The organism is Lachnospira hominis (ex Liu et al. 2021) (assembly GCF_014287955.1).
Lineage (GTDB): Bacteria > Bacillota > Clostridia > Lachnospirales > Lachnospiraceae > Lachnospira > Lachnospira hominis.
In genome coordinates, this window is the sequence record NZ_JACOPD010000007.1 from 42,524 (window position 1) to 66,440 (window position 23,917).

The following is a 23,917-nucleotide window of genomic DNA, read 5'->3' on the forward strand; positions in this document are numbered from 1 at the left end:
AGGAAATTGATAAATATATGAACTTTTTGGAAGTTAAAAATATAGAGAGTTCATTAACAGGCACAGTTTACTATCATCTTCCGGGATTGTTTGAATTTTATGACTTTTACCGGGTGTTTTTGCCGTTATTTTATGAACACAGAGAATATTTTTATGACTGGTGTGATATTGGTTCAATATATGGTGCACCATCAGACTGTATATGGGGTGGCGGACGTGTTTCAGACGGAGATAGTAATCCTGAAGAAGTTCTTACTCTTTTAGAAGAATATGGGATTTCATCAAGGCTTACATTTAGTAATTCACTTTTGAAAAAAGAGCATTTGTCAGATAGAAAATGTAATGAACTTTGTAGATTATTTGAGAAAAATAATAAAGTACAAAATGGTGTAATTGTTCATTCTGAATTATTACTTGATTATCTGAAAAATAATTATCCGGAATTATATCTGGTATCATCTACAACAAAGGTGATTACTGATTTTGATGAGTTTCTTATGGAAACTGACAGGGATGATTTTAAGTATGTTGTGCCGGATTTCCGCCTGAATAAGACATTTGACAGGCTTGGCAGTATGACATGCGGGCAAAAGGACAAAGTGGAGTTTTTGTGTAATGAATGTTGCTGGTTTGGATGCAATGACAGAAAAAAATGCTATGAAGCTGTCAGCCGTAAAAATCTTGGGGAGAATATATCTGAACATATATGCAGTGCTCCCGGTTCTAACGAAGGTTATAGATTTTCCAAAGCAATGAAAAATCCGGGATTTATTGGAGTTAATGATATAAAAGATAAGTATATTTCTATGGGATTTTCCAACTTTAAGATAGAGGGCAGAGGACTTGGAAGTGCATTAATTCTTGAATTTTTGCTTTATTATATGACAAAGCCAGAGTATCATGTTCATGTGAGAGAAAAAGTATATCTTGATAATATGCTGGACTTATTTTAGAAGTATTTGATATGAAAAAATCAGTATACAAAAATAAAGGTTGGTGAATATATGGTAGAAAATATTACAATAATTAAAGGGACTGATGGTCCGACGGCAGTATTTTTGGCGGGAAAAAATCATAGATATACGCTCAGACAGAAAATAAAGAAATATATATTTAATAGAAAAATGAAATTTGTCGAAAAAAGCCTGAAACCGGAAGGGCACACTGTTGATGAGGTTATTTATTATGCAAAAAATAAATACGGATTTGAAGAGGCTGATAAAGATTCTGACGAGTATAAAGAAGAGTATAATCAGATGCGTTCCTCTTTTATAATCCAATATAAACCTGAGTTGTTGGGTGATTTGACATCAGAACCTGAGTTGAAAGGCACATCTGAACAGGATATGCTTGAATTGATGGAGCAGAACGCAAAACGCATGGAAAGAGCACAAAATGTGCCTAAAGACCTGTTTGACATAGATTATCACAAGCTTGTAAAAAGATTTAATGATAAAAATGATTATATGCATATAGATATTGAAAAAAATTATTCTTCAATAAGCGGTGGAGTATGTGGCAGTGATAAAATGGTAAAAAAATTTAACTGCATATACAAAGATATATACAGATATTATGGGGTGTCCGCACGGGATATCATGGAAAAAACGGAAAGGTATGAAGATGTAGTACATACGCTCAGCATGTAATTTATAAGATACAGAAAAGATTTTTGCGGGGGTGTATTGAATTATGAAGATTGAAAAAGTGACAGTTGAAGATGCAGAAGAACTTTTAGAGATATATGCACCATATGTTGAAAATACAGCAATAACATTTGAATATGATGTTCCATCAAAAGATGAATTTGAAGAAAGAATAAAGAATATTTCTGCAAAATATCCTTATATTAAAGCTGTACATGAAGGAAAAATAGTCGGATATGCATATGCTGCAAGCTTTAAAGACAGAAGAGCTTATGACTGGTCTGTTGAAACAACAATTTATGTAAAAAATAACTGTAAGAGAATGGGTATTGGCAAGGCATTGTACGAGGTACTTGAACAGGAACTTAAAGATATGGGTATACTTAATATGAATGCATGTATTGCCTGCCCGGTACAGGAGGGAAGATATCTTAATGATGACAGCATACGTTTCCATGACAATATGGGATTTACTGAGGCCGGACATTTTCATAACAGTGGTTATAAATTCGGACAGTGGTTTGATATGATATGGATGGAAAAAATGATTGGGGAGCATAATGCTAATCCACATGAGGTAATATGGCAGCAGAACTTTAAATTATAGAATTGTTGCAGTATAATATAAAACGGAAAAAAGGTAATCTTAAAAAATACAGGAGGATTATCGTATGAAAATACCATTTAAGGTTGATTTGACGGGAAAGACAGCAATTGTAACGGGAGGAAGCGGAACATTATGCTCAGCTATGGCATATGGGCTTGCCGTTAGTGGAGCAAAAACTGCCATAATAGGGCGTAATCAGGAAAAGCTTTTGAATGTAGTTAATAAACTGACAGAAGATGCGTTAAATGAGTATGGCAAAGATGTTATCGTAAAGGGATACAGCTGTAATGTGACTGATAAAAATGAACTGGAAAAAGCGTACAGTCTAATAAGCAGTGAACTTGGAACGTGTGATATTCTTATTAACGGTGCAGGTGGAAACCAGCCGGGTGCAATAGCTTCAACAGAGATGTTAAAGAAGGAAAAAGGAAAAGATGATTATTCGTTCTGGAATCTTGATGAAGATAAAATAAGAGATGTAATGGATGTTAATTATATGGGAACACTTCTTCCGATTCAGGTTTTTACAAAAGATATGGTAGAAAAAAGAAGTGGAAGCATTATTAATATAGCATCTGTAACGTCAATTCTTCCGCTTACAAAGGTTGTTGCATATGGCAATGCAAAAAGTGCAATTTTTAATCTTACACAGTGGCTTGCAGTTCATTTTGGAGAGAGCGGAATAAGATGTAATGCAATTGCACCGGGATTTTATGCAGCAGAACAGAATCATTCTCTTTTATTTAATCAGGATGGAAGTTATACTGCAAGAGCAGGAAAGATAATTGCCGGAACACCGATGGGCAGATTTGGTAATCCGGAAGAACTTATAGGTGCAGCACTTTTTCTTGCAAGTGATGAAGCGTCAGGTTTTGTAAATGGCATTGTTCTTCCGGTTGACGGCGGATACAGTGCATACAGCGGTGTCTAAGACGGTATGTTTATATGATTTTTATGCGGTGGTGTGTCAGAAAAAGGCACATTGCCGTATTTTTTGTAAAACGATTGTTAATATGAGGACTTTAAAAAATATGATGCCTGAATTATAATATTTTTAAGTGATATGGAAGAAATGCTGTCATAAACTTCTTAATGTTACAGATAAATAAATGGAGGTTGTATGAAAATAATTTTATTGGGGATGTTAATTATATTTTTACTGGGGATGACGGCACAGCTTGTGGTTTATACGATTATAGCGTACATAAAAGAGGACTGCAGCCGTAAAATGATGAGAACGGTATTCGTGAAAAATACGATTTTAAGATATGAAGAGTGTACAAAGCTGGGAATTCCGGTTGATAATGTAAAAAGATTTGTGGAAAACACATTTGATTCGTGTATTTATGGTGGATATTCGCCGGATTTGATTGCTGATGTGTCAAAAAAATCCGGTAATATAATTATGGTAATGGGAATTCTGAGTGTAATTTTTCATATTAATAATTTACAGGAATGTTTTGTATATATATCAATGACTCTCCTTGAGGTAATTGCTTTAAGAGTTTCGGAAAAAATGACTGATTATAATGAAAATAAAAAGAATATTATTATTATAATGCAGAATGAACTCCTGCACTTTGAAAAATATTCGGAACTTTTGAAGGAAAATGTGAGAGGAATATATACGGAAAAGCTGAGGGGACAGGCAGCAGCTGAGTTTGGCAGGCTTAATAAACAGTACAAGCAAATCTTGAAAAATACCTAGGCAGGAAGTATAATTAAATAAGATAGTATTTTATTATTTTGTGGACTTTACTTAAAAAGTAAAGAAATGGAGGTTATATATGGGACAGGTAAAATTTGATTATTCTAAGACAGCAGGTTATGTACATGAACATGAAGTTGAATCAATGAAAGCACTTACGGAGAGTGCAAGAAAGCTTCTTCTTTCTAAGAGTGGTGCAGGTAATGACTATCTCGGATGGATTGACCTTCCTGTTGATTATGATAAGGAAGAGTTTGCACGTATTAAGAAGGCAGCAGAAAAGATTAAGTCAGATTCAGATGTGCTTGTAGTAATTGGTATCGGTGGTTCTTATCTCGGTGCGAGAGCTGCAATTGAATTTCTTGGACATAATTTCTTTAATTCAGTTTCTAAGGATTTAAGGAAAGCACCGGAAATTTATTTTGTAGGTAATTCAATCAGTTCAAATTATCTTGCTGGGCTTGTTGATGTAATCGGTGACAGGGATTTTTCTGTAAATATTATTTCAAAGTCAGGAACTACAACTGAGCCGGCTATTGCATTCAGGGTGTTTAAGAAAATGCTTGAAGAAAAGTATGGAAAAGACGGGGCTGCAAAGAGGATTTACGCTACAACTGACAAGGCTAAAGGAGCATTAAAGAAGCTTGCTGACGCAGAAGGTTATGAAGAATTTGTTGTACCTGATGATGTAGGCGGACGTTTTTCTGTTCTTACAGCAGTAGGACTTCTTTCAATTGCAGTAAGCGGTGTTGATATAGACGAACTTATGGCAGGAGCAGCATCAGCAAGAAAACGCTGCATTGAGAATGATTTTGACAATAACGATGCAATGCAATATGCAGCACTCAGAAATATTATGTTAAGAAAAGGCAAATCAGTAGAAATTCTTTGTGATTATGAGCCAAGTCTTCATTATACACTTGAGTGGTGGAAGCAGCTTATGGGTGAGTCAGAAGGCAAGGATAACAAGGGATTGTTCCCGGCAAGTGTTGATTTGACAACAGATTTACATTCTATGGGACAGTTTATACAGGATGGTTCAAGAATTATGTTCGAGACTGTTCTTAATGTTGAGAAGACATCAAGAGAAATTGTTATTGAAAAAGAAGATGAAGACCTTGATGGACTTAATTACCTTGCAGGAAAGACGATGGATTTTGTAAATAAATGTGCCATGAATGGTACAATTCTTGCACATACAGATGGAAATACACCAAATTTAAGAGTTGATATTCCTGAGCAGACACCATTCTATCTCGGCGAATTATTCTATTTCTTTGAATTTGCATGTGGACTTTCAGGTTATATGCTCGGTGTTAATCCGTTTAATCAGCCTGGTGTTGAAAGCTATAAGAAGAATATGTTTGCACTTCTTGGAAAGCCGGGGTATGAAGCAGAAGGAGAAGAACTCCGTAAGAGAATTTAATTTTAACAATTAACAATAAGAGGAATTTATCATGAAAATTTTAATGCTTGATACAATTACATATGGTGATGATATTTCGCTTGATAAGTTTAAAACACTCGGTGAAGTTATAACATACCGGACAAGTACGCAGGAGGAAGCGTTACAGCGTATTAAGGAAATACAGCCTGATGTGGTTGTGACTAATAAAGTTGTGATTACAAAGGAATTGTTTGAAGCATCACCAAATATAAAGATGGTTGCTGAGACTGCAACAGGATATAATAATATTGGCATTGAATATGCAAAGGCTCACCAAATAAGGGTTGCTAATGTTGCAGGATATTCAACGGAATCAGTTGTGCAGCATACATTCGCACTTTTATTTTATGTATACGAAAAATTAAGATATTACGATGAATATGTAAAATCCGGAGAGTATGTCAAAAGTCCGTGTTTTACACATTTTGACAAAGTATTTAATGAACTCAGTGGAAAGACATGGGGGATTGCCGGACTTGGAAGCATAGGAAGAAGAGTTGCAGATGTAGCCAAAGCGTTTGGATGCAGGGTGGTATATTTTTCGGCAAGCGGACATACATATGATACTGAATTTAAGAGAGTTTCCTTTGATGAACTTCTTGAAAATTCAGATATTATATCAATACATGCACCACTTAATGATAAAACAAATAATCTTTTTGATGATGCAGCATTTGCAAAGATGAAAAAGAATGCTGTTCTTCTGAATCTCGGCAGAGGCCCTATTGTAAATAATGCAGCTTTAACAAAAGCATTAAAAGAGAATATAATTGCCGGTGCGGGTCTTGATGTTATCGACAAAGAGCCGATTGCAGCAGATAATCCTCTTCTTGAGATACAGGACAGCAGCAAGCTTATTATTACACCTCATATTGCATGGGCAACTTATGAAGCACGCGTTCGTCTGATGGACGAGGTATATGAAAATATTAAAGCATTTGAGGCAGGAGAAAGCCGTAATGCAGTAGTATAAAATTTATGGGACAAAACATGTGAAAGTGTTTTGTCCCGTTTTTTATTACAAAGGTGATTTCGCTCCGGTTGAGTTGAGACAAGTTTGATTAAAAATTGTTATTGAGCAATTTTTATGATATTATATACAATTATATCACAAAAATAATCAACACAATGTTAAGAAAACAGGAGATTCGTATGAAAGAACAGGAAAAAAAGAAGAAAGGAAATCTGTGGCTTACGGTGGCAACATTTATTGTAAATAAGCGTAAAGCCATAGAGATTCTTTTTGTGCTGGCAATTATTTACAGTGTGCTGTGTATTAATAAGGTACAGGTCAATCAGGATATAACATCTTATCTGCCGGCTGACAGTGAGACAAGACAAGGTCTGTCTATAATGGATGAACAGTTTATGACATATGGAAGTGCAAAGGTTATGCTTGCAAATGTCACGTTTAATCAGGCGGATTCGCTTGTCGATAGTCTTGAAAATGTGGACGGTGTCAAGGAAGTTGCATTTGATGATTCATCTGACCATTTTAAGGGGACTAATGCATTATTTGACATTACTTTCAGTGGGACATCGGATGAACAGGTAAGTAAGGACGCATTGAATTCTGTCAAGGATATATTGGCGGATTATGATGTTTATGTTTCAACTGAAGTTGGTTCAGAAGAGTCAAGTGCCGAATCACTTGCGAAGGATATGAATATAATTCTTGTGCTTGCTGTAGTTGTCATTGTTGCTGTGCTTTTGCTTTCAACTAAGGCATATCTGCAGATACCGGTACTTTTGATTACATTTGGGGTAGCGGCTATTCTTAATATGGGAACTAACTACTGGTTTGGAACGATTTCATCAATCACTAATTCTATTGCGGTTGTATTGCAGCTGGCACTGGCTATTGACTATGCTATTATTCTGTGCGACAGATTTATGGAAGAGCATGAGACGCTTGATGCTGAAGAGGCTGTAAAGGTAGCACTTTCAAAGGCTATTCCGGAAATAAGTTCGTCATCACTTACTACTATTTCAGGTATGGTTGCAATGATGTTCATGCAGTTCAGACTTGGATATGATATGGGTATAATTCTTGTAAAGGCGATTATTTTAAGTCTTATTTCGGTATTTTTCCTTATGCCGGGGGTGCTTTTAATTTTTGCAAAAGGAATTGATAAGACGCATCACAAATGTTATGTTCCAAAGATTACTATTGTTGGTAAGTTTGCCAATAAGACAAAATATATTATACCTCCGCTTTTTATAATATGTCTTGTATTTGCATTTATGAAATCAAATAACTGTCAGTATATTTATGATACAAGTTCGATTGTAAGTGCAAAAAAGAGCGAATCAAAGATTGCACAGGAGACGATAGAAGAAACTTTTGGTGCAAGTAACCAGCTTGTAGTAATGGTACCTAAGGGTGATTATGAATCTGAGCATAAGGTTGTAAAAAAACTTCAGAATCTTGATTACGTGACATCTGCACTGGCTCTTTCCAATGTTTCAATAAATGATGAGTATGTACTTACAGATAAATTAAGTCCAAGACAGTTTTCGGAACTTGTGGGAATTGACAGGGAAGTTGTTGAAGTTTTATATATGGCATATGCATATAATCAGGAGCAGTACGGGCCGGTTGTAACAGGAATTGATGATTACGATGTTCCGATTATTGATATGTTTCTGTTCTTATATGACCAATATAAGGAAGGTTATGTGACTCTTGACAGCAATCTGGATGAAAAGCTTACAACTTTATATGACACACTTCATGATGCACAGCTCCAGCTTCAGGGTTCGGATTATTCGCGGCTTGTTCTTAATATTTCGCTTCCTGTTGAAGGTCAGGAGACATATGATGCACTGGAGGAAATTCGAGGAATCGCTGCACAATATTATTCAAAAGACAGTGTTATTCTTGTAGGCAATTCAACGAGTGACCATGACCTTGAGTCATCATTTGCGTCAGATAATATTATAATAAGCGTGCTGACAGCGTTATTTGTTATGATAATATTGTTCTTTACATTCCAGTCGGCAGGTCTTCCTGTACTTCTCGTACTTACAATTCAGGGAAGTATATGGATAAACTTTGCAGTTCCGTCAATTGAGGGGCAGACTGTATTTTTCATAGCATATCTGATTGTATCAGCAATTCAGATGGGTGCTACAATTGATTATGCGATAGTTATATCTAACAGATACCTGCAACTTAAACAGCAGATGCCGCTTAAAGAAGCCATAACCGAGACACTTAACCAGTCATTTCCGACAATATTTACATCAGGTTCAATACTTACATGTGCCGGTTTTCTGATTGGTGAAATTGCATCAGATGCCACAGTTGCTTCAATTGGTGTGGCACTTGGACGAGGAACTTTAATCTCAATAATTCTTGTATTATTTGTACTGCCTCAAATACTTCTTATGGGAGACATTATTATAGAAAAGACAGCACTTACAATGAATATTACAAGACCACAGAGAGAAGTTGCAGGAAGAGTAAGAGTAACGGGACATGTACGTGGATATGTACAAGGTGAAATTGATGCTGATATACAGGGTACATTCCAGGGACAGATGAAAGTGTCTGTAGACTCTGTGATTCCAGGAAGGCAGGGTCAGATTGAGCAGAATGATTTGGATTCTCAACAGATATCAGAAGATGATGATATTGAAGACAATAAAGCACAGGAAGGAGATGAGGAGTCATGACAATGAAAAAATATTTAAAGAAAAGGATAATACCGGCAGGACTTTCTCTAATCCTTATTATAATGACAGTAATAAGCATCATGCCGATTAATGTGTCAGCTGAAGATTCTTTGAATGTTATTGAGATTTCAAGAGTAAATGAACTTATTGAATTTGCCAATAAATGCAAATATGACAGTTATAGCAAAGACAAGATTGTGAAACTGACTGCCGATATAGATGTTTCGGGCTCAGATTTTAAAGGAATATCATATTTTGCCGGAACATTTGATGGCGGTTCTCATATAATAAGTGGTTTTAATGTTGATTATAAAGGTTCGGATTTTGGCTTTTTCCGTTATATAGCAGAGAGTGGTTTTATTACTAATCTTAATATTTCAGGAAGTATTAATGTTACCGGAAGTCAGGAAAATATAGGCGGAATAGCAGGTATAAACAAAGGGGTAATAAATGAAAGCTCATTTTCGGGTAAAGTAAATGCATCTACTGCAACAGGTGCAATTGCAGGCTATAATCATGAAAATGCCAAAATAGTGAGCTGTACCAGTGATGCTGATATTTTAGCAACAAATCAGACAGGCGGAATAGCCGGAGTTAATGATGGACTTATAAGCAGCTGTACATCAAAGAGCCGTGTTAATACGCAGGAACTGGATACAACACTTGACATAGGTGGTGTTGATGTAGGAACTCTCAATCTTACGCAGAATGTCATAGACCGTAATGATATGGGTGGAATAGCCGGTGAGTCAACAGGAATAATATCGGATTGTGTTAATTATGGTAAGATTGGATTTGCACATACAGGGTATAATGTCGGTGGAATAGCCGGAAAACAGAGCGGTAAAGTTATAACATGTTCTAATGAAGGTGAAATCTATGGAAGAAAAGATGTCGGTGGAATTGTCGGACAGGCAGAACCGGATATTGAGTCTGAGTATCTGAATGACCGTGTTGATGATGTGCAGAGTTCAATAGATATTATTAACAGTACATTAAATAACATGTCATCATCGATGAATAATGCTTCATCTGATGTTAAGTCTTATACAGAAAATATTATTGACCAGTATAAAGAACTGCTTGATAAGTTACAGGATAAGCTTAATGGAAATAACGATAACGATGAAAAAATAGAAGATTTTGTTGATGATATTTCAAAAGATATTGAAAACAGCACTGTTGCAGATGATATACATGGCGTTGCGGACACAGTTGACAGTGAAATAAGAACAATTGCAGATAGTATTGAAAGAATCTCTGCACAGATTAAAAATATTGGTAATACAGTAACAGAAACAATGGATGTTGTGACAAGTGATGATGACTATATAGAAGATATATCATCTGCTGACAGTGCACAAAATTCAGATGGTGTTATTGCAAAGTCAGTAAACAGGGGAGCAGTGCATGGAGATATTAATGCCGGAGGAATAGCCGGAACAATGAACGTTGAATATGATGTTGATCCAGAGTATGATCTTGACATAACTGAGACTACAAATGTAAGGCTTCGTTCAACTGTCAGTGATGTTGTAATATACTGTATTAATTATGGTGAGGTTAATTCAAAAAAAGACTGTGCCGGAGGAATTGTCGGATTACAGGAACTTGGACTTGTATATGGAAGCGAGGGTTATGGAACAGTAAAGTCGGAGACGGGTAACTATGCCGGAGGAATAGCCGGTAACAGTGCAAGTGCAATAACAGACAGTTACAGTCTTTGCAATGTGGAAAGTGAAGATTATACAGGCGGAATTTGTGGAAAAGGTTATACAATGCAAAATTGTATTTCGATTCCGGCAATTCTTGGTGATGGTGAAGCAAAGGGAAGCCTTGCAGGAATAATTGAATCTGACGGTGAAGTAAGCACAAATATATTTGTAAATGATATATATGGCGGAATTGATGATATTAATTATAGCGGTAAGGCTGACAGTGCGAGCTATGAAGCTGTTATGGCAATGGAGAATATACCTGATGGATTTCATCGTGTAACACTTGTATTCAAAGCTGATGGAAATGTTATTGATACAAAAAATATTGCATATAATGCAAATCTTGGTGTATCGGAACTTCCCTCAATTCCTGATAAGGATGGATATTATGCACAATGGCCGGAAAATATAGTATCAAAACCAATATTGCAGAATACTGTTGTTGAAGCAGAATATCATGTGTGGATAGAAAGTGTTGCCGGTGACATTGCATCGCAGAATGATAAACCGCTTTTTATTGCGGAAGGAAAATTCTATGATGATAATAAAATTACATTATCAAAATGTGATACTGATAATCTGTCAGGGGATATAGAATATTCATATGCATGGAAAATGCGAGGCACAGACGTAAAAGATAAAGGTACAAAAACATGCCATTTTTACATAAAAAATACTTCGGGAAGCAGCGAAGTATGGTATCGTGACAACGCAGATTCAGGCTGGGTTAAGGCAGATGCGAAAGAGCATGGAAGTTATATGACTGCTGAAATTCCTTACGAAGCAGATTTTGCGGTGATTCATAAAGAAAGCAGCAATATGATTTACTATATATGTGGCGGTGCTGCAGCATGTATAATTGTGCTTGCAGTAATTATTATAAAAAAACGTAAAAAAAGAAATAAGTAATGTGTGTCAGGCATAATGCAAAGTAACTTACAAGCATTAGACACTTATTCAGTGATGACAGGTGACAGAAGATATGAGAAATTACTGGGAGAATCGGAAGGAGTGAGCAATATGTGTGATGTGGCACAAAGATTAGAGGACAGAGGAACTTATAGCAAGCGGGATTGATAAAGAGACAGTAGATGTGGCGTTGACGTGTCTGTAGTTAAATAAATAAAATATAAAAATTAAGGTATCCGATATGTTGTTGTGTATTGGATACCTTTTTTGACATATAAAAAACAAAAATACAACCTTTTATTACAAAATGTTGTATTTTTATTTAAATTTATTACATCAGCTGTAAGCGATTTTCCTTAACCCCTTTTTTCTGAAAAATAAGAATTTTTTAAATCTATAATTGATATTATAAAAATGGTTTAGCGAGGGAATTTAATATGCATATATATCATCTTTTTCGCATTGTGTGATTCTAAGATATCGTTTTGTTATATTGTATGAGGAGTGATTATAGATTGCCATGAGTAAAGCCGGCTGTGTTCCTTATTTCCATGCAAAAAATCCAAAAGTTTTTCTGAGAGAATGACAACTAATGTTTCCTGTAATATTACATTTGTCAGCTGCGGTTTTTATTATGCGGTATGCCTGAGTACGGCTCAGCGGTCTTGTGTGGTCTGTCGATTTTGTAAATATGTAATCGTTGTATTAAGGATTCTGTTTGGAAAAAAGTTTTTGAAGAGCAATAGATAAATTGTCATTTATAGGGATAATATTTATTTTTCCTGTCTTATGTTCACTTATGGTGAGCCTCTTTATGAATTTCTTGTTTTCAAAATCATAAATCATATTCCATTTAATATTTAAAATATCACTTATTCTTAATGCAGTATTTAATCCAAAAACAATCAGGCAATGATTTCGCAGATTCGGTTTTTTGTCAGCGTAGAAATTAAGAAATGCCTGCAATTCTTTGTTATCTTTTATCGGTTCTGTAATCATAAATATTCTCCAATCATAATTTTTATAGTTCAGATGAATTATTACAAATAAAAAGTTAAAAATGCAACATTTTGTAATAAATAGTTACATTTTGAAAAGGAAAAATTCTAACTGATACATGGAGGTAAAAATGCTAAAACTCACATTAAAACCCGGAGAGTATATAGATATTGGAGACAATATCAAAGTTATATTTTCGGGAGGTTCGGCAAACAATATTCATCTGCTGGTTGATGCACCGAGAGAGGTCAACATTGTAAGAAGTTCGGTAAAAAAGCAGCCGGTGAAAAAGTTGATGAATATAAGAAAGAAGAGGGAATATCGCAGGAAGCACAAAAAGAAATTGTAGATATTCTGATGCGTGAGAAGCGTAAAAATCGAGGTAATAATGTATAACTGATATTTTGCATGTCGTAAATATTTCATCCCGGGAAAGCATGCTTAATAAAAGACATACTTATTATAAATAAAAATGGGAAACGGAGTTTCCATAAAAATTAACCACACGGAGGTACAAAAATATGGTAGTACAACACAATTTAACAGCAATGAATGCTAACAGAATGCTTGGCGTAACAACTTCAGCACAGGCAAAATCAACAGAGAAATTATCTTCAGGTTATAAGATTAACCGTGCAGCAGATGATGCAGCAGGACTTTCAATTTCAGAAAAGATGAGAAAGCAGATTCGTGGTCTCAGTCAGGCATCTTCTAATGCACAGGATGGAATATCATGTGTACAGACAGCAGAGGGTGCATTAACAGAAGTTCATTCAATGCTTCAGAGAATGAATGAACTTGCAGTTCAGGCAGGTAACGGAACAATGTCAGAAGATGACCGTCAGAATATTCAGGACGAAATCGACCAGCTTACATCTGAAATTGACAGAGTTTCTGAGACAACAAAGTTCAACGAAACATATCTTTTAAAGGGTAACGGAACGGAAACAAGACAGAAAGAAGTTGCAGCTACAGCTATGACAGCTACATATAAAACACCTGTTACATCTACAGTTGCGTTAACAGCAACAAACGCACCTACTACTTGGTATGCTAAAGGCTCTGCAACAGCTTTGACAGCAGATCAAATATTAGAACGTCTTGAAGTTGATGCAAATGGAAATGTAGCGATTAAAGATGGCATGGAAATGTATTCTGGAGCAGCAAATACAACAGATCAGTATGGTGCACAGACAAAAGATAAGATTGTTGCATTAACTACTGTAAAGCAGAGTTATGGTGTTGCATCAACAGCTTTATATGCAGACGCGCAGGGAACGACAGCGGTAAAAGATGAGGATTTAAAAAATTATTTTAATGAAGATGGAACAGTAAAGCAATCACTTTACAAAAAGACGACAGGTGCTAATGCGACATTTAAAGAAATTGGTGCTGAACAGATTGCTAATTATGTAACAGTGACAGCTGCAAAAGATAAGACAACAGTAGAATATGAAGCTGTTAAAGACCTTGTTCTCAGTTTTCAGGTTGGGGCTGATACTACAGCAAATAATAAAATTTCTGTTTCTATGCAGAGCATGAGTGCTGAAAGTATTGGTGTCAAAGGTATTTCTGTAACAGGAGATGATTCTACAAATGCAGATGCAGCTGTAGATACAATTGGTGAAGCTATAAAGAAAGTATCTTCACAGCGTTCAGCTCTTGGTGCCGTTCAGAACAGACTTGAGCATACAATTGCTAACTTAGATAATATTGTTGAAAATACAACAGCAGCTGAATCTGCTATTCGTGATACAGATATGGCTGAAGAAATGGTTGCATACAGCAAGAATAGTATCCTTACACAGGCAGGTCAGTCAATGCTTGCACAGGCTAACCAGTCTAACCAGGGCGTACTTTCACTTCTTCAGTAATGCTATAAAAGCGTAATTACTATATTTTAAAGTAAATAAAAGGGGCTGTAAAAAAACTCCCCTTAAAGAAAAATCGCTTAGGCCGTGAGGTTTAAGCGATTTTTTGGTATAATTAATTATGCTACTAATTAATAAACCTAATGGTAATTATACAGCTCGTCAGCTGAAATTACCATTAGAAATCGAAAAATTAATTAATATTTCTGATCCAGTATATACTTTTTGTGAAGTTATGAATCACGGATTCTGTTCTCTCCGGGAGATTGAAAAACTCTGTAGAACGGACATCCGGTATATGTATCTTCTTGATGAAATGAAAGCTCCATCCTTTGCCACGTTCGGTAACTTTATTCGTAATGAATTAACCGATACAATTGAACAAATATTTGCCGATGGCAACAAACGAATCGCAGCAACAATGTTTCTATATTTCCTTGATAAAAATGGCATCCTGTTTGCTGATGGAAATAAGCTGATTGACGATCATACACTTGTAGCACTTTTTAAACAGTGCTACACTAAAGAAAATTTGGATTTGTGGAGGTAGTGATTATGAAAAGATTGATAGCAATGGTTCTTTGTCTTTTATTTGTTATATCTTTAGCTGGTTGTGGAAAAGGAAATACAAAAAATTTAGTTATTGACTATGGGACATCATCTATATACACAAAAGATGACATGGATGAAGCTATTGATGTTATAAAGAAACAATTTAGTTCTTTTGAGGGGTGTGAATTGCACAGCCTATCTTATACATCTGATGATGCGTGCAATAATGAGGATAATATTGCCTGGATGAATGAATTGGAGGAAGCAAACGACAATAAAGAGAGTTTCACACAATGTATTTCGTTTGATAGTAGTTTCAGGTCACCTAAAAATGGAGGTGGAGCGTGGAACGCTAATGAAGAATACACATGGTCATGGTGGTTGGCACGTAGCGAAGGCGGAACATGGAAATTAATGACTTGGGGATATTAACTGTCGGTTCCTAAGTAACAAATTTCAGTCTTCTGGTGAGTTGAAAGCAATGGCGAATTTGAATTTTGCAGAGATATGTCAAAGCATTTTGACACGCATTTTCTGTGATGTCAAAGCCGTTTGATAGACTATGAAGGGTGGTTTTCCTATAATAAAGTACAAGGGAGGTACAATGGACATGGAGTATGATATCGGAAGTAAAATAAAGGCAGCTAGGCTTAAAAAAAAGATGACACAAGAACAGGTTGCTGAATTATTGGGAGTGAGTCGTCAGACCATCTCAAATTGGGAAAATGAAAAATCCTATCCAGATATCATCAGTGTCATTAAAATGAGTGATTACTACGAGGCTTCCCTTGACTATTTATTGAAGGGAGAACAAAAAATGAATACATATTATGATTATCTCGAAGAAAGTACAAATGTTGTAAAAAGCAATACCAACAGAAACAAAATTATTACAATCCTGTCCTATATGCTTGTATGGGCAATTGCTATGATTGCGTTCTGGTTCTTTACAAGTGGAAGTGATGCGATGGGATATAGTTTAGTATACTTATGGATTCTTCTTCCTGTAACAACATTTATCGTTTCCTTCATAATCGGTAAAAATGATTTTTGGGCAAAAGGAAAATGGGCACTTACTCTATTTTTTGGAGTGATGTATATGCTTGCTGAATACGGCACATTCGCAATGGCAAATAACATTGCTTTTGACAAGCTGAATGCTCCGGAGTGGGGACTTGTTGTTGCAGGAGTAATAATCTCAGCAATTGGTATGCTGATGGGTTCGTTGCTAAAAAAGAAACGTTGCAAGTGAAACGAAGAAAATGATTAAAATTCACAGTTTTCCGTAGTTTTGAAGATAAAGACAGGCATCTGCCCACTCTCGTGAACAGATGCCCTATCTTATAGCTGTTTTTTACAGCCCCTTTTATTAATCTAGTCTTCTTCAATTACTTCAATTTCCATATAGGAAAAATCAATCGAATCAATAAAATTATCATGATTAAAACGTACTTTGGAATGACGCTTAAAGGTTTCGATATTTGATTCAAGCCATATAGGCTCGCTTAAATCAAACGCATAACATGCATCATGTATTCCATCAAAAATTTTTCTTGTACGATTCAAATCAGGGTTATCGTTTGCAATAACGGTATCTTTTAAAAGATGTCCGCTTTCGTCGAATAATTTACACCACAATCTGAACATAATCACATATCTACGTTAAGATGTCTTGGAAGACCGTCTACCATAATCGGTGAAAGCTCAGCCTGAATTAATGGTCTGATATAATGGATAAGGTCATCTGTTACAAAATCATCTTCTGTAATCCATTCAAGAGGAACTTTCTTTTCAATATTAGCAATCTGATGAACATCGTGTGTTTCTGTAATGCACATATATGGGTCGTCAGAAACTCTCTTTAATACAACAACTTTGCCTGACTCACCTTCAAATGCAGCCTTAACCGCAGCACCACCAACATTGTAAGCTTCTGTAATATCTGTACGTGATGACATGTGTGAAGCACAACGCTGAAGTGTTGAAAGTTCAATGGCACGAGTCTTGATTCCAAGCTCTGAACCAATCTTATTTGCAAGGAACTTAGCAGAACCTGCGAGCTGTTTGTGACCGAAAGCATCAACAAATTCTACATGGTCTGAAAGTTCAAATACATATCTACCATCCATAACACGGATACCTTCAGATACGGCAATAACCATAGAACGACCTTTTGAAACGATAGATTTAACACGTTCCATGAAATGGTCAATATCAAATACCTTTTCAGGAAGATAAATTAAATCAACGCCTTCGCAGTCCTCACCCTTTGCAAGAGCAGCGGCAGCAGTAAGCCATCCGGCATTACGTCCCATAATCTCAACAATAGTAATAGTAGGATAGTCATATACAAGACCATCTCTGATAATTTCTTTCATTGTTGCGGCAATAAACTTTGCAGCACTACCAAATCCAGGTGTGTGGTCAGTAACGGCAAGATCATTATCAATAGTCTTTGGAACACCCATGAATTTGATGTCACTGTTGATAAGAATACCATAATCGGATAACTTCTTAATAGTATCCATTGAGTCGTTACCGCCTATGTAGAAGAAATATTTGATGTCAAGTTCATTAAGTATTTCAAATATTTTTTCATAAGTTTCTTTACCTTCACTGATTTCAGGCAATTTGTAGCGACAAGAGCCAAGATAAGAAGATGGAGTTCTCTTTAATAAGTCAATGTCAATATCAGTCTTGATTTTTTCAGATAAATCAACATACTGACGATCAAGAAGACCTTTGATGCCATGACGCATACCATAAACCTTCTTAGCACCTCTGTCTTTAGCAGTCTTGAATACACCTGCAAGACTTGAATTAATTACCGCTGTTGGGCCGCCTGACTGACCAACAATAACATTTCCAACCATAAAATCCTCCTTTATTTATCCGCTGTGCGGAACATACCCGTGTAATCCGGACAAAAAAATACCCTCTATAAAACATACGCCCGGACATTATAGAATATAATATTACTGCACGAAGTATTCTAAAAAGATTTTACCATATTTTTATAAAAGGTACAAGCATGACTTTTTCGCCGTCAGGTGTTATGATATAGTTAGTAATAAATAACCCGGAGGGTTTAATAATATGCAGACAAAAGTAAGCAATAATAGTAAAAGATATATATATAGAAAAAATGCACTTGGAAGAGATAAATCTGTTATGGGACAGATGACGGGTGCTGTAAAAAACTATATAAAACAAAAAAATGAACAGAGACGATTAACGGCAAAAGAATACAGAAAGACTGTAAGACCAATTGCGACAAAACCGGTTGTTCAGAGTATGAAGAAGTTTAATCATCACAGTCAGACAAGCTGCTTTAAACATTCTGTCCATGTGTCGTATATGAACTACATAGTATGTAAAAAACTTGGATTGGACGATAATGCGGCAGCAAAAGCAGGACTTTTGCACGATTTGTTTCTTTATGACTGGCATGGGCACAAACCTGAAAAGGGAGAACGCATGCATGGATTTGAACATCCGAATAAAGCCTTGAAAAATGCACATGATAACTTTTCTCTTACAAAAAAAGAAGGAGATATGATTACCAAGCATATGTTCCCGCTCACACTGACACCGCCATCATATAAAGAAACATATGTAATAGTTATGACAGATAAACTGTGCAGTGTTGGAGAAGTCCTTGATAAGTATTTCAGGAAAAAATACAAAAATAAAAAGACAAATAAAATAAATTGATAGAAATTATAATTTGTGTTAGTATATAAAATACAATATAAAATATTTTCTGAGGAGGAAGAAAATTATGAGTTTTTGCCCTAAATGTGGCAGACAGTTATCCGATGGAGAGGTTTGTAACTGTCAGGCACAAAATACACAGCAGGTACAGCCTGACGCACAGACACAAAGTACACAGCAGGCTCCGAAGCAGACATTGCCTATGGTAAAAGAACTTACAGATTTATTATCGGGAATATTTAAGAAACCGGCAGATGCCGTGAAAAAGTATGTTTCCAATGCATCAATGGAAGCACCGGCAATTCTTATACTTGTTCTTGCATTTATAAGTGCATTAGGTGAATTATTAAGAATGTTATATATAAATTTTACAACAAAAAGTTCATTAAAGAGCCTCGCAGACCTTGCTAATCTTATTTCGGGAAAGACAAAAGCTTATTCTGCAGGACAGATTGCTGCAGGATTTTTCACACATTTTGTGGAAGTTATTGCGATTGCTGCACTAACAGCTGCAATTATTATGCTCATAATCAATGCATTTGAAAAAGACAAAAAGGTTACATATAAACAGACTCTTGCAATAGCAAGTTTATCAATTCTTGTAACAATTCCATTTACGTTTGCAGGAACAATAATCGCAATGATTCCGGCATCATTTTTCGGATATCTCAAATCATGGATGATTTCATTTGCAAATGGTGCAGGACTTGTACTAACTTTTATCGGTATCAAGGAAATAGAGAAGGATGATAATAATATGCCTCTGGTATATGGTCTTGCGGCACTCGCATCAGCAGTTCTTTCAACAATTCTTGGATTATTATTTAAATGATAAATTAAAACAGTTGCGGCAGCTGTAGTCCGGTGATTCCGGCTGTGGCTGCCGTTTTCATTAAGGAGGATTTTATGCAGAATAAAAAACAGGAATGGAGACCGGGAAACATGCTTTATCCGGTTCCGGCAGTCATGGTAAGCTGCCAGAGAGAAAATGAGAAACCGAATATTATAACAGTTGCATGGGCAGGAACAATATGCTCAGACCCGATTATGTTATCAATTTCAGTCAGAAAAGAAAGATATTCACACCGGATAATATCAGAGACAAAGGAATTTGTTGTCAATCTTACAACAAAGGATTTATGCCGTGCAACAGATTATTGCGGAGTGCGTTCGGGAAGAGATGTTGATAAATTTAAAGAAATGAACCTCACACCACAGAAATCATCAAAAATCAATGCTCCGGCAATCGCAGAAAGTCCGGTTAATATAGAATGTAAAGTGGTTAATGTTATTGAACTTGGCTCACATGATATGTTTATAGCAAAAGTTGAAGCAGTGCATGTAGATGAAAAACTTCTTGATGATAAGGGAAGATTAAGACTTGAAGATGCTAATCTTCTGGCATATTCACATGGTGAATATTTTGAACTTGGGGAAAAAATAGGCAAATTTGGTTTTTCAGTAGCAAAGAAGAAATAATGCGGTAATCAGTAATCCGGAGGTGTCATAGTGAAAATAAAAAGGCTTCATATTAAAAACTATAAGTCGATAAAAGAACTTGAAATAGATGATGCACAGGATGCACTTATTCTTGTTGGAAGAAATAATTCGGGCAAGTCAGTAATTCTTGATGCAATCCGTGTTGCTCTTGGCGATAAAACAGTTAATATGCCGGATTTTAATGGCCCGGAGGGAAATATTATAATCGGAATGGAACTGGAGTTTGCATATGAAGACCTGAGTTTTCTTCATGGCAACGGGATTGTTAAAAAAATGAAAAATTATGATTTGTGGCTCAAAAGCTTCTGCCAGAGACTGCCGTCATTTATTCCTGATGAAGAGGGCGGTGGAATATTGACATTTGAGTATGTGTTTGACAGGAATGGAAATGAGAAATACCGCGATGGAATAAAGAAAAATAATACATATATAAGAAATGTGCTTCCGAGAATTTATTTTGTTGATCATTATAGAAATAATATTGATATTTTAAAAGATATTATGATGTTTTCTAATGATGATAACTTTGCGGAATTTAAGGCTGACAGATGCATATTCGACAGTGCAAAGAAATGCAGCCAATGCTTTGACTGTATGGGCGTAATCAACAGAAAAAAGCCGCAGGAGCTTACACTTGTTGAGACAAGCAGACTCATGCAGTATAAAATGTTCAGCCTGAACCTTAACACATTTGCGGACAGGCTTAATTCGTATTTTTCAAAAAACGGTGGGGGAGATTTGAAAATCCGTTATGAAATTAAATTTGATGCGGATGAACTGTTTAATATAGAAACAATAGTTGAAAATCCGTCAAGAAAAACATACGACAGTTTTGATTCAATGGGAGAAGGATTCAGGAGTATATATATTTTGTCGCTGCTTGAAACATATATAAATTCTGATAATGATACGGCACCATATATCATTATGATTGAAGAGCCCGAGACATATCTTCATCCACAACTACAGAAAATCGCCAGTGAGATTTTGTACAGACTGTCAAAAAAGAATCAGGTTATTTTTTCAACTCATGAACCGGAGATGCTTTTTAATTTTACAACAAAACAGATAAGGCAGATTTACTGCGATGAATTTCATATGACAGCCGTCAGAAAAGATACAGATATAGATGATATTTTAAATGACCTTGGTTTTACGGCAAATGATATGATGAATGTGAGCTTTGTGTTTATTGTTGAGGGAAAGCAGGACAGGAGCAGGCTGCCACTTCTTCTTAACAAGTATTATTCTGAAGTATATGACGAAAATGGGCGTTTAAGGCGTATAGCTATTATTTCTACCAACAGCTGTACCAATATCAAAACGTATGCCAATCTGAAATATATTAACACTCTCTATCTTAAAGATCAGTTTATGATGATTCGTGACAGCGACGGCAAGGATAAACAGATGCTGGGCAAACAGCTGTGTCGCTATTATGGTGAGCGTGCAAAAGAAGATAAAGGGAATATGCCAAGAGTTACGGATAGAAATGTACTTATATTAAAGTATTACTCATTTGAAAATTATTTTCTGTTTCCTGAAATAATGGAAAAGGTTGGTGTTGTTAAGAGTGTTGACGAGTTTTATGATATTTTGTGGGAGAAATACAATCAATATTTGTACAAACTGACAAGTGTAAAGAAAATGTTAAGCAAGCTGGATATAAGTATTGATTCACGCAATGATTTAATTGCAAATATAGAAAATATAAGGATTTATGTCAGAGGACATAATCTTTATGATATTTTTTACGGAAGATTCAAGGCAAATGAGAATGATGTGCTTTCGCGATATATAGAACTTGCACCGAGAAAAATTTTTGCTGATATTTTAGATAAAATTGATGGCTTTGTATATTTTGACTCAAGAAGAAGATAAAATGATATAACTTTGTGAAATTTGACAAAATGGTACTTTACAAAGGGACATGTTAGTGTTAAGATGTATTTGTTACAAAAATGTTACAGAAAAATTACAAATATGGAATTATAAAATAACATTATTTGGAGGAATATATGACACACTTAACCAGGTATGGCAGAAGACTTAAGATGACTCTTATAGCCGGAATGTCAGCAGCATGTTTTGCATGCATATTTGCTATACCATTTGCAGAGAATAAGTTTAATAACAAAGTTGGATATTACAGCATTGTATTTAACGGTGAGGAGATTGGCAGTGCCAACTCAAGACAGGAAGCTGAGCAGGCAATGGCAGCAGCCAGACTCAAGTTCAGTAAGGAATATGATTCTGTTGTATATATGGATAACAATATTGATATTGTAGAAGAGCATAAGCTTGTTGCATCAAGAATGTCACAGGACGAGCTTGAGACAGCTATTTACAGCAGTCTGTTCAACTGTGTTACAGATAAGGAGAATGCAACTGCATATACTGTAAGAATCAATGATTTTACAGTTACACTTGCATCAAAAGATGATGTTGTTGAACTCATGGAGAAAGTTACAGATAAGTATGATACAAAGAAAGAGTTTCAGGTTAAGCTTTCTTCAGGAGACGGAAGCTATGGTGCATATTCTGTAGATGTTGTCCAGTCAGAGTTAAAGAATACAGATACAGATATAGTAGCAGCTGCTCTCAACGGACAGATGGCATCAGTTGCCACTGACAGTGATACAGCTAAGGATGGAATAACAGGAATAAGTTTTGAGCAGAATGTCGTAGTTAATGAGACACTTGCAGCAGGAGCTAATATTGTGAGTGTACAGCAGGCATATGACGAGATAACAAAGGAAAAAGAGGAGAAGACCATGTATGTGGTCGAAGAAGGAGACTGTCTTTCACTTATAGCAGGCAAGTGTGATATTGCACTTAATGATTTGCTTGCACTTAATGAGGGACTTACAGAAGAGTCACTTATAATACCGGGAGATGAACTTGTTGTAACAGTCCCTAAGTCAGAGATTTCAGTTGTTGTAACACAGAGAATGACTTATGAAGAAGATTACAATGCTCCTGTTCAGTATGTAGATGATAACACAGCTTACAGAGGAACAAATACAGTTATATCTGAAGGAACAACCGGTCATCATAAGGTTACAGCTGATGTTACATTTGTTAACGGAGTAAAGACGGATGTTTCTTATGTTAATGAAGAGGTTATGGTTGAATCACAACCGCAGGTTGTATCAGTTGGTACACTTACACCTCCAACATATTTAAGACCGATTTCAGGTGGTTCAGTTTCATCAGAATTTGGTTACAGATGGGGAACACTTCATTCAGGCGTTGACTGGTATGTATCAGTTGGTACTCCTGTAAGAGCTGCGGCAGCAGGAACTGTTATCAGAGCAGGCTGGTATTCAACATATGGATATTGTGTTGATATAAGACATTCAGATGGTTCTATGACAAGATATGCACATCTTAATTCTGTTACGGTTTCTAATGGTCAGTATGTAAATCAGAGCGATTTGATTGCTTACTCAGGAAATACAGGCTATAGCACTGGTCCACATCTTCATTTTGAAATATGGATAGGTGGAACACCTGTTAATCCTTTATACTATGTAAATAAAAATTAGGATTATATATTGTGATATTT

General features: G+C 35.8%; 20 protein-coding genes and 2 pseudogenes. 19 read left to right on the top strand and 3 right to left on the bottom strand.

The genetic code is table 11. The annotated features are described in order from the left end of the window. The first annotated feature begins 17 nt into the window (after nucleotides 1-17). The 9 genes from H8S01_RS10250 (at nucleotide 18) to H8S01_RS10290 (ending at nucleotide 11,713) form a co-directional block, all read left to right on the top strand. Nucleotides 18-953, top strand: coding sequence for a hypothetical protein (locus H8S01_RS10250; RefSeq protein ID WP_186837122.1), 936 nt, complete (start codon nucleotides 18-20; stop codon nucleotides 951-953). 51 nt (nucleotides 954-1,004) lie between these two features. After that, nucleotides 1,005-1,649: a hypothetical protein gene (locus H8S01_RS10255; protein WP_186837123.1), complete on the top strand. Its 645-nt coding sequence runs from the start codon at nucleotides 1,005-1,007 to the stop codon at nucleotides 1,647-1,649. A gap of 43 nt (nucleotides 1,650-1,692) precedes the next feature. After that, nucleotides 1,693-2,253, top strand: a complete 561-nt coding sequence (locus tag H8S01_RS10260) for a GNAT family N-acetyltransferase (protein ID WP_186837124.1) — start codon at nucleotides 1,693-1,695, stop codon at nucleotides 2,251-2,253. A gap of 64 nt (nucleotides 2,254-2,317) precedes the next feature. After that, a complete protein-coding gene (locus tag H8S01_RS10265; protein WP_186837125.1) occupies nucleotides 2,318-3,184 on the top strand; it encodes an SDR family oxidoreductase in 867 nt (288 codons plus the stop codon). 189 nt (nucleotides 3,185-3,373) lie between these two features. Next, on the top strand, nucleotides 3,374-3,961 hold the full coding sequence (locus H8S01_RS10270; RefSeq protein ID WP_186837126.1) for a hypothetical protein: 588 nt from the start codon (nucleotides 3,374-3,376) through the stop codon (nucleotides 3,959-3,961). Between the two features lie 79 nt (nucleotides 3,962-4,040). Then, complete coding sequence (locus tag H8S01_RS10275; RefSeq protein WP_186837127.1) at nucleotides 4,041-5,387, top strand: glucose-6-phosphate isomerase; 1,347 nt, start codon at nucleotides 4,041-4,043, stop codon at nucleotides 5,385-5,387. Nucleotides 5,388-5,418: 31 nt separating this feature from the next. Continuing rightward, nucleotides 5,419-6,381 (top strand): D-2-hydroxyacid dehydrogenase, encoded by a 963-nt coding sequence (locus H8S01_RS10280; protein ID WP_186837128.1) that lies wholly within the window; start codon nucleotides 5,419-5,421, stop codon nucleotides 6,379-6,381. A gap of 179 nt (nucleotides 6,382-6,560) precedes the next feature. After that, nucleotides 6,561-9,086 carry an efflux RND transporter permease subunit gene (locus tag H8S01_RS10285; protein WP_243204336.1) on the top strand — a complete coding sequence of 842 codons (2,526 nt, stop codon included), beginning with the start codon at nucleotides 6,561-6,563 and terminating at the stop codon, nucleotides 9,084-9,086. Between the two features lie 2 nt (nucleotides 9,087-9,088). After that, nucleotides 9,089-11,713 (top strand): hypothetical protein, encoded by a 2,625-nt coding sequence (locus tag H8S01_RS10290; RefSeq protein WP_186837130.1) that lies wholly within the window; start codon nucleotides 9,089-9,091, stop codon nucleotides 11,711-11,713. A gap of 543 nt (nucleotides 11,714-12,256) precedes the next feature. On the opposite strand, the pseudogene H8S01_RS14535 reads toward H8S01_RS10290, so the two are convergent. Continuing rightward, nucleotides 12,257-12,712: pseudogene (locus H8S01_RS14535) on the bottom strand (tyrosine-type recombinase/integrase). Nucleotides 12,713-12,842: 130 nt separating this feature from the next. Here H8S01_RS14535 and H8S01_RS10300 point away from each other — a divergent pair. The 5 genes and pseudogenes from H8S01_RS10300 to H8S01_RS10320 all read left to right on the top strand — a co-directional run bounded on the left by H8S01_RS10300 (nucleotide 12,843) and on the right by H8S01_RS10320 (nucleotide 16,387). Beyond that, nucleotides 12,843-13,061 carry a carbon storage regulator gene (locus H8S01_RS10300; RefSeq protein ID WP_330605584.1) on the top strand — a complete coding sequence of 73 codons (219 nt, stop codon included), beginning with the start codon at nucleotides 12,843-12,845 and terminating at the stop codon, nucleotides 13,059-13,061. A 172-nt stretch (nucleotides 13,062-13,233) separates the two neighbouring features. Further along, on the top strand, nucleotides 13,234-14,586 hold the full coding sequence (locus tag H8S01_RS10305; protein WP_186837131.1) for a flagellin: 1,353 nt from the start codon (nucleotides 13,234-13,236) through the stop codon (nucleotides 14,584-14,586). Nucleotides 14,587-14,704: 118 nt separating this feature from the next. Further along, nucleotides 14,705-14,995, top strand: a pseudogene (locus H8S01_RS14120) (transposase); the annotation flags it as partial. 143 nt (nucleotides 14,996-15,138) lie between these two features. Beyond that, nucleotides 15,139-15,567, top strand: coding sequence for a hypothetical protein (locus tag H8S01_RS10315; RefSeq protein ID WP_021865125.1), 429 nt, complete (start codon nucleotides 15,139-15,141; stop codon nucleotides 15,565-15,567). 178 nt (nucleotides 15,568-15,745) lie between these two features. Further along, nucleotides 15,746-16,387, top strand: a complete 642-nt coding sequence (locus H8S01_RS10320) for a helix-turn-helix transcriptional regulator (RefSeq protein WP_186837132.1) — start codon at nucleotides 15,746-15,748, stop codon at nucleotides 16,385-16,387. Between the two features lie 122 nt (nucleotides 16,388-16,509). Here the strand turns inward: H8S01_RS10320 and H8S01_RS10325 are convergent, their stop codons facing one another. Both H8S01_RS10325 and H8S01_RS10330 read right to left on the bottom strand, forming a co-directional pair. After that, a complete protein-coding gene (locus tag H8S01_RS10325) occupies nucleotides 16,510-16,782 on the bottom strand; it encodes a hypothetical protein (RefSeq protein ID WP_186837133.1) in 273 nt (90 codons plus the stop codon). A 2-nt stretch (nucleotides 16,783-16,784) separates the two neighbouring features. Next, nucleotides 16,785-18,008, bottom strand: a complete 1,224-nt coding sequence (locus H8S01_RS10330; protein WP_021866503.1) for a 6-phosphofructokinase — start codon at nucleotides 18,006-18,008, stop codon at nucleotides 16,785-16,787. Nucleotides 18,009-18,231: 223 nt separating this feature from the next. Between H8S01_RS10330 and H8S01_RS10335 the strand changes: the two genes are divergently transcribed. From H8S01_RS10335 to H8S01_RS10355, 5 genes are all read left to right on the top strand, one after another. After that, nucleotides 18,232-18,849: an HDIG domain-containing metalloprotein gene (locus H8S01_RS10335; protein WP_021866502.1), complete on the top strand. Its 618-nt coding sequence runs from the start codon at nucleotides 18,232-18,234 to the stop codon at nucleotides 18,847-18,849. A gap of 67 nt (nucleotides 18,850-18,916) precedes the next feature. Then, a complete protein-coding gene (locus H8S01_RS10340; RefSeq protein WP_021866501.1) occupies nucleotides 18,917-19,681 on the top strand; it encodes a hypothetical protein in 765 nt (254 codons plus the stop codon). A gap of 74 nt (nucleotides 19,682-19,755) precedes the next feature. After that, nucleotides 19,756-20,328 carry a flavin reductase family protein gene (locus H8S01_RS10345; protein WP_186837134.1) on the top strand — a complete coding sequence of 191 codons (573 nt, stop codon included), beginning with the start codon at nucleotides 19,756-19,758 and terminating at the stop codon, nucleotides 20,326-20,328. Between the two features lie 30 nt (nucleotides 20,329-20,358). Beyond that, nucleotides 20,359-22,230, top strand: coding sequence for an ATP-dependent nuclease (locus H8S01_RS10350; protein ID WP_186837135.1), 1,872 nt, complete (start codon nucleotides 20,359-20,361; stop codon nucleotides 22,228-22,230). Between the two features lie 137 nt (nucleotides 22,231-22,367). Then, entirely contained in the window at nucleotides 22,368-23,897 is a 1,530-nt protein-coding gene (locus H8S01_RS10355; protein ID WP_186837136.1) for a M23 family metallopeptidase, read from the top strand. Nucleotides 23,898-23,917: the final 20 nt, after the last annotated feature.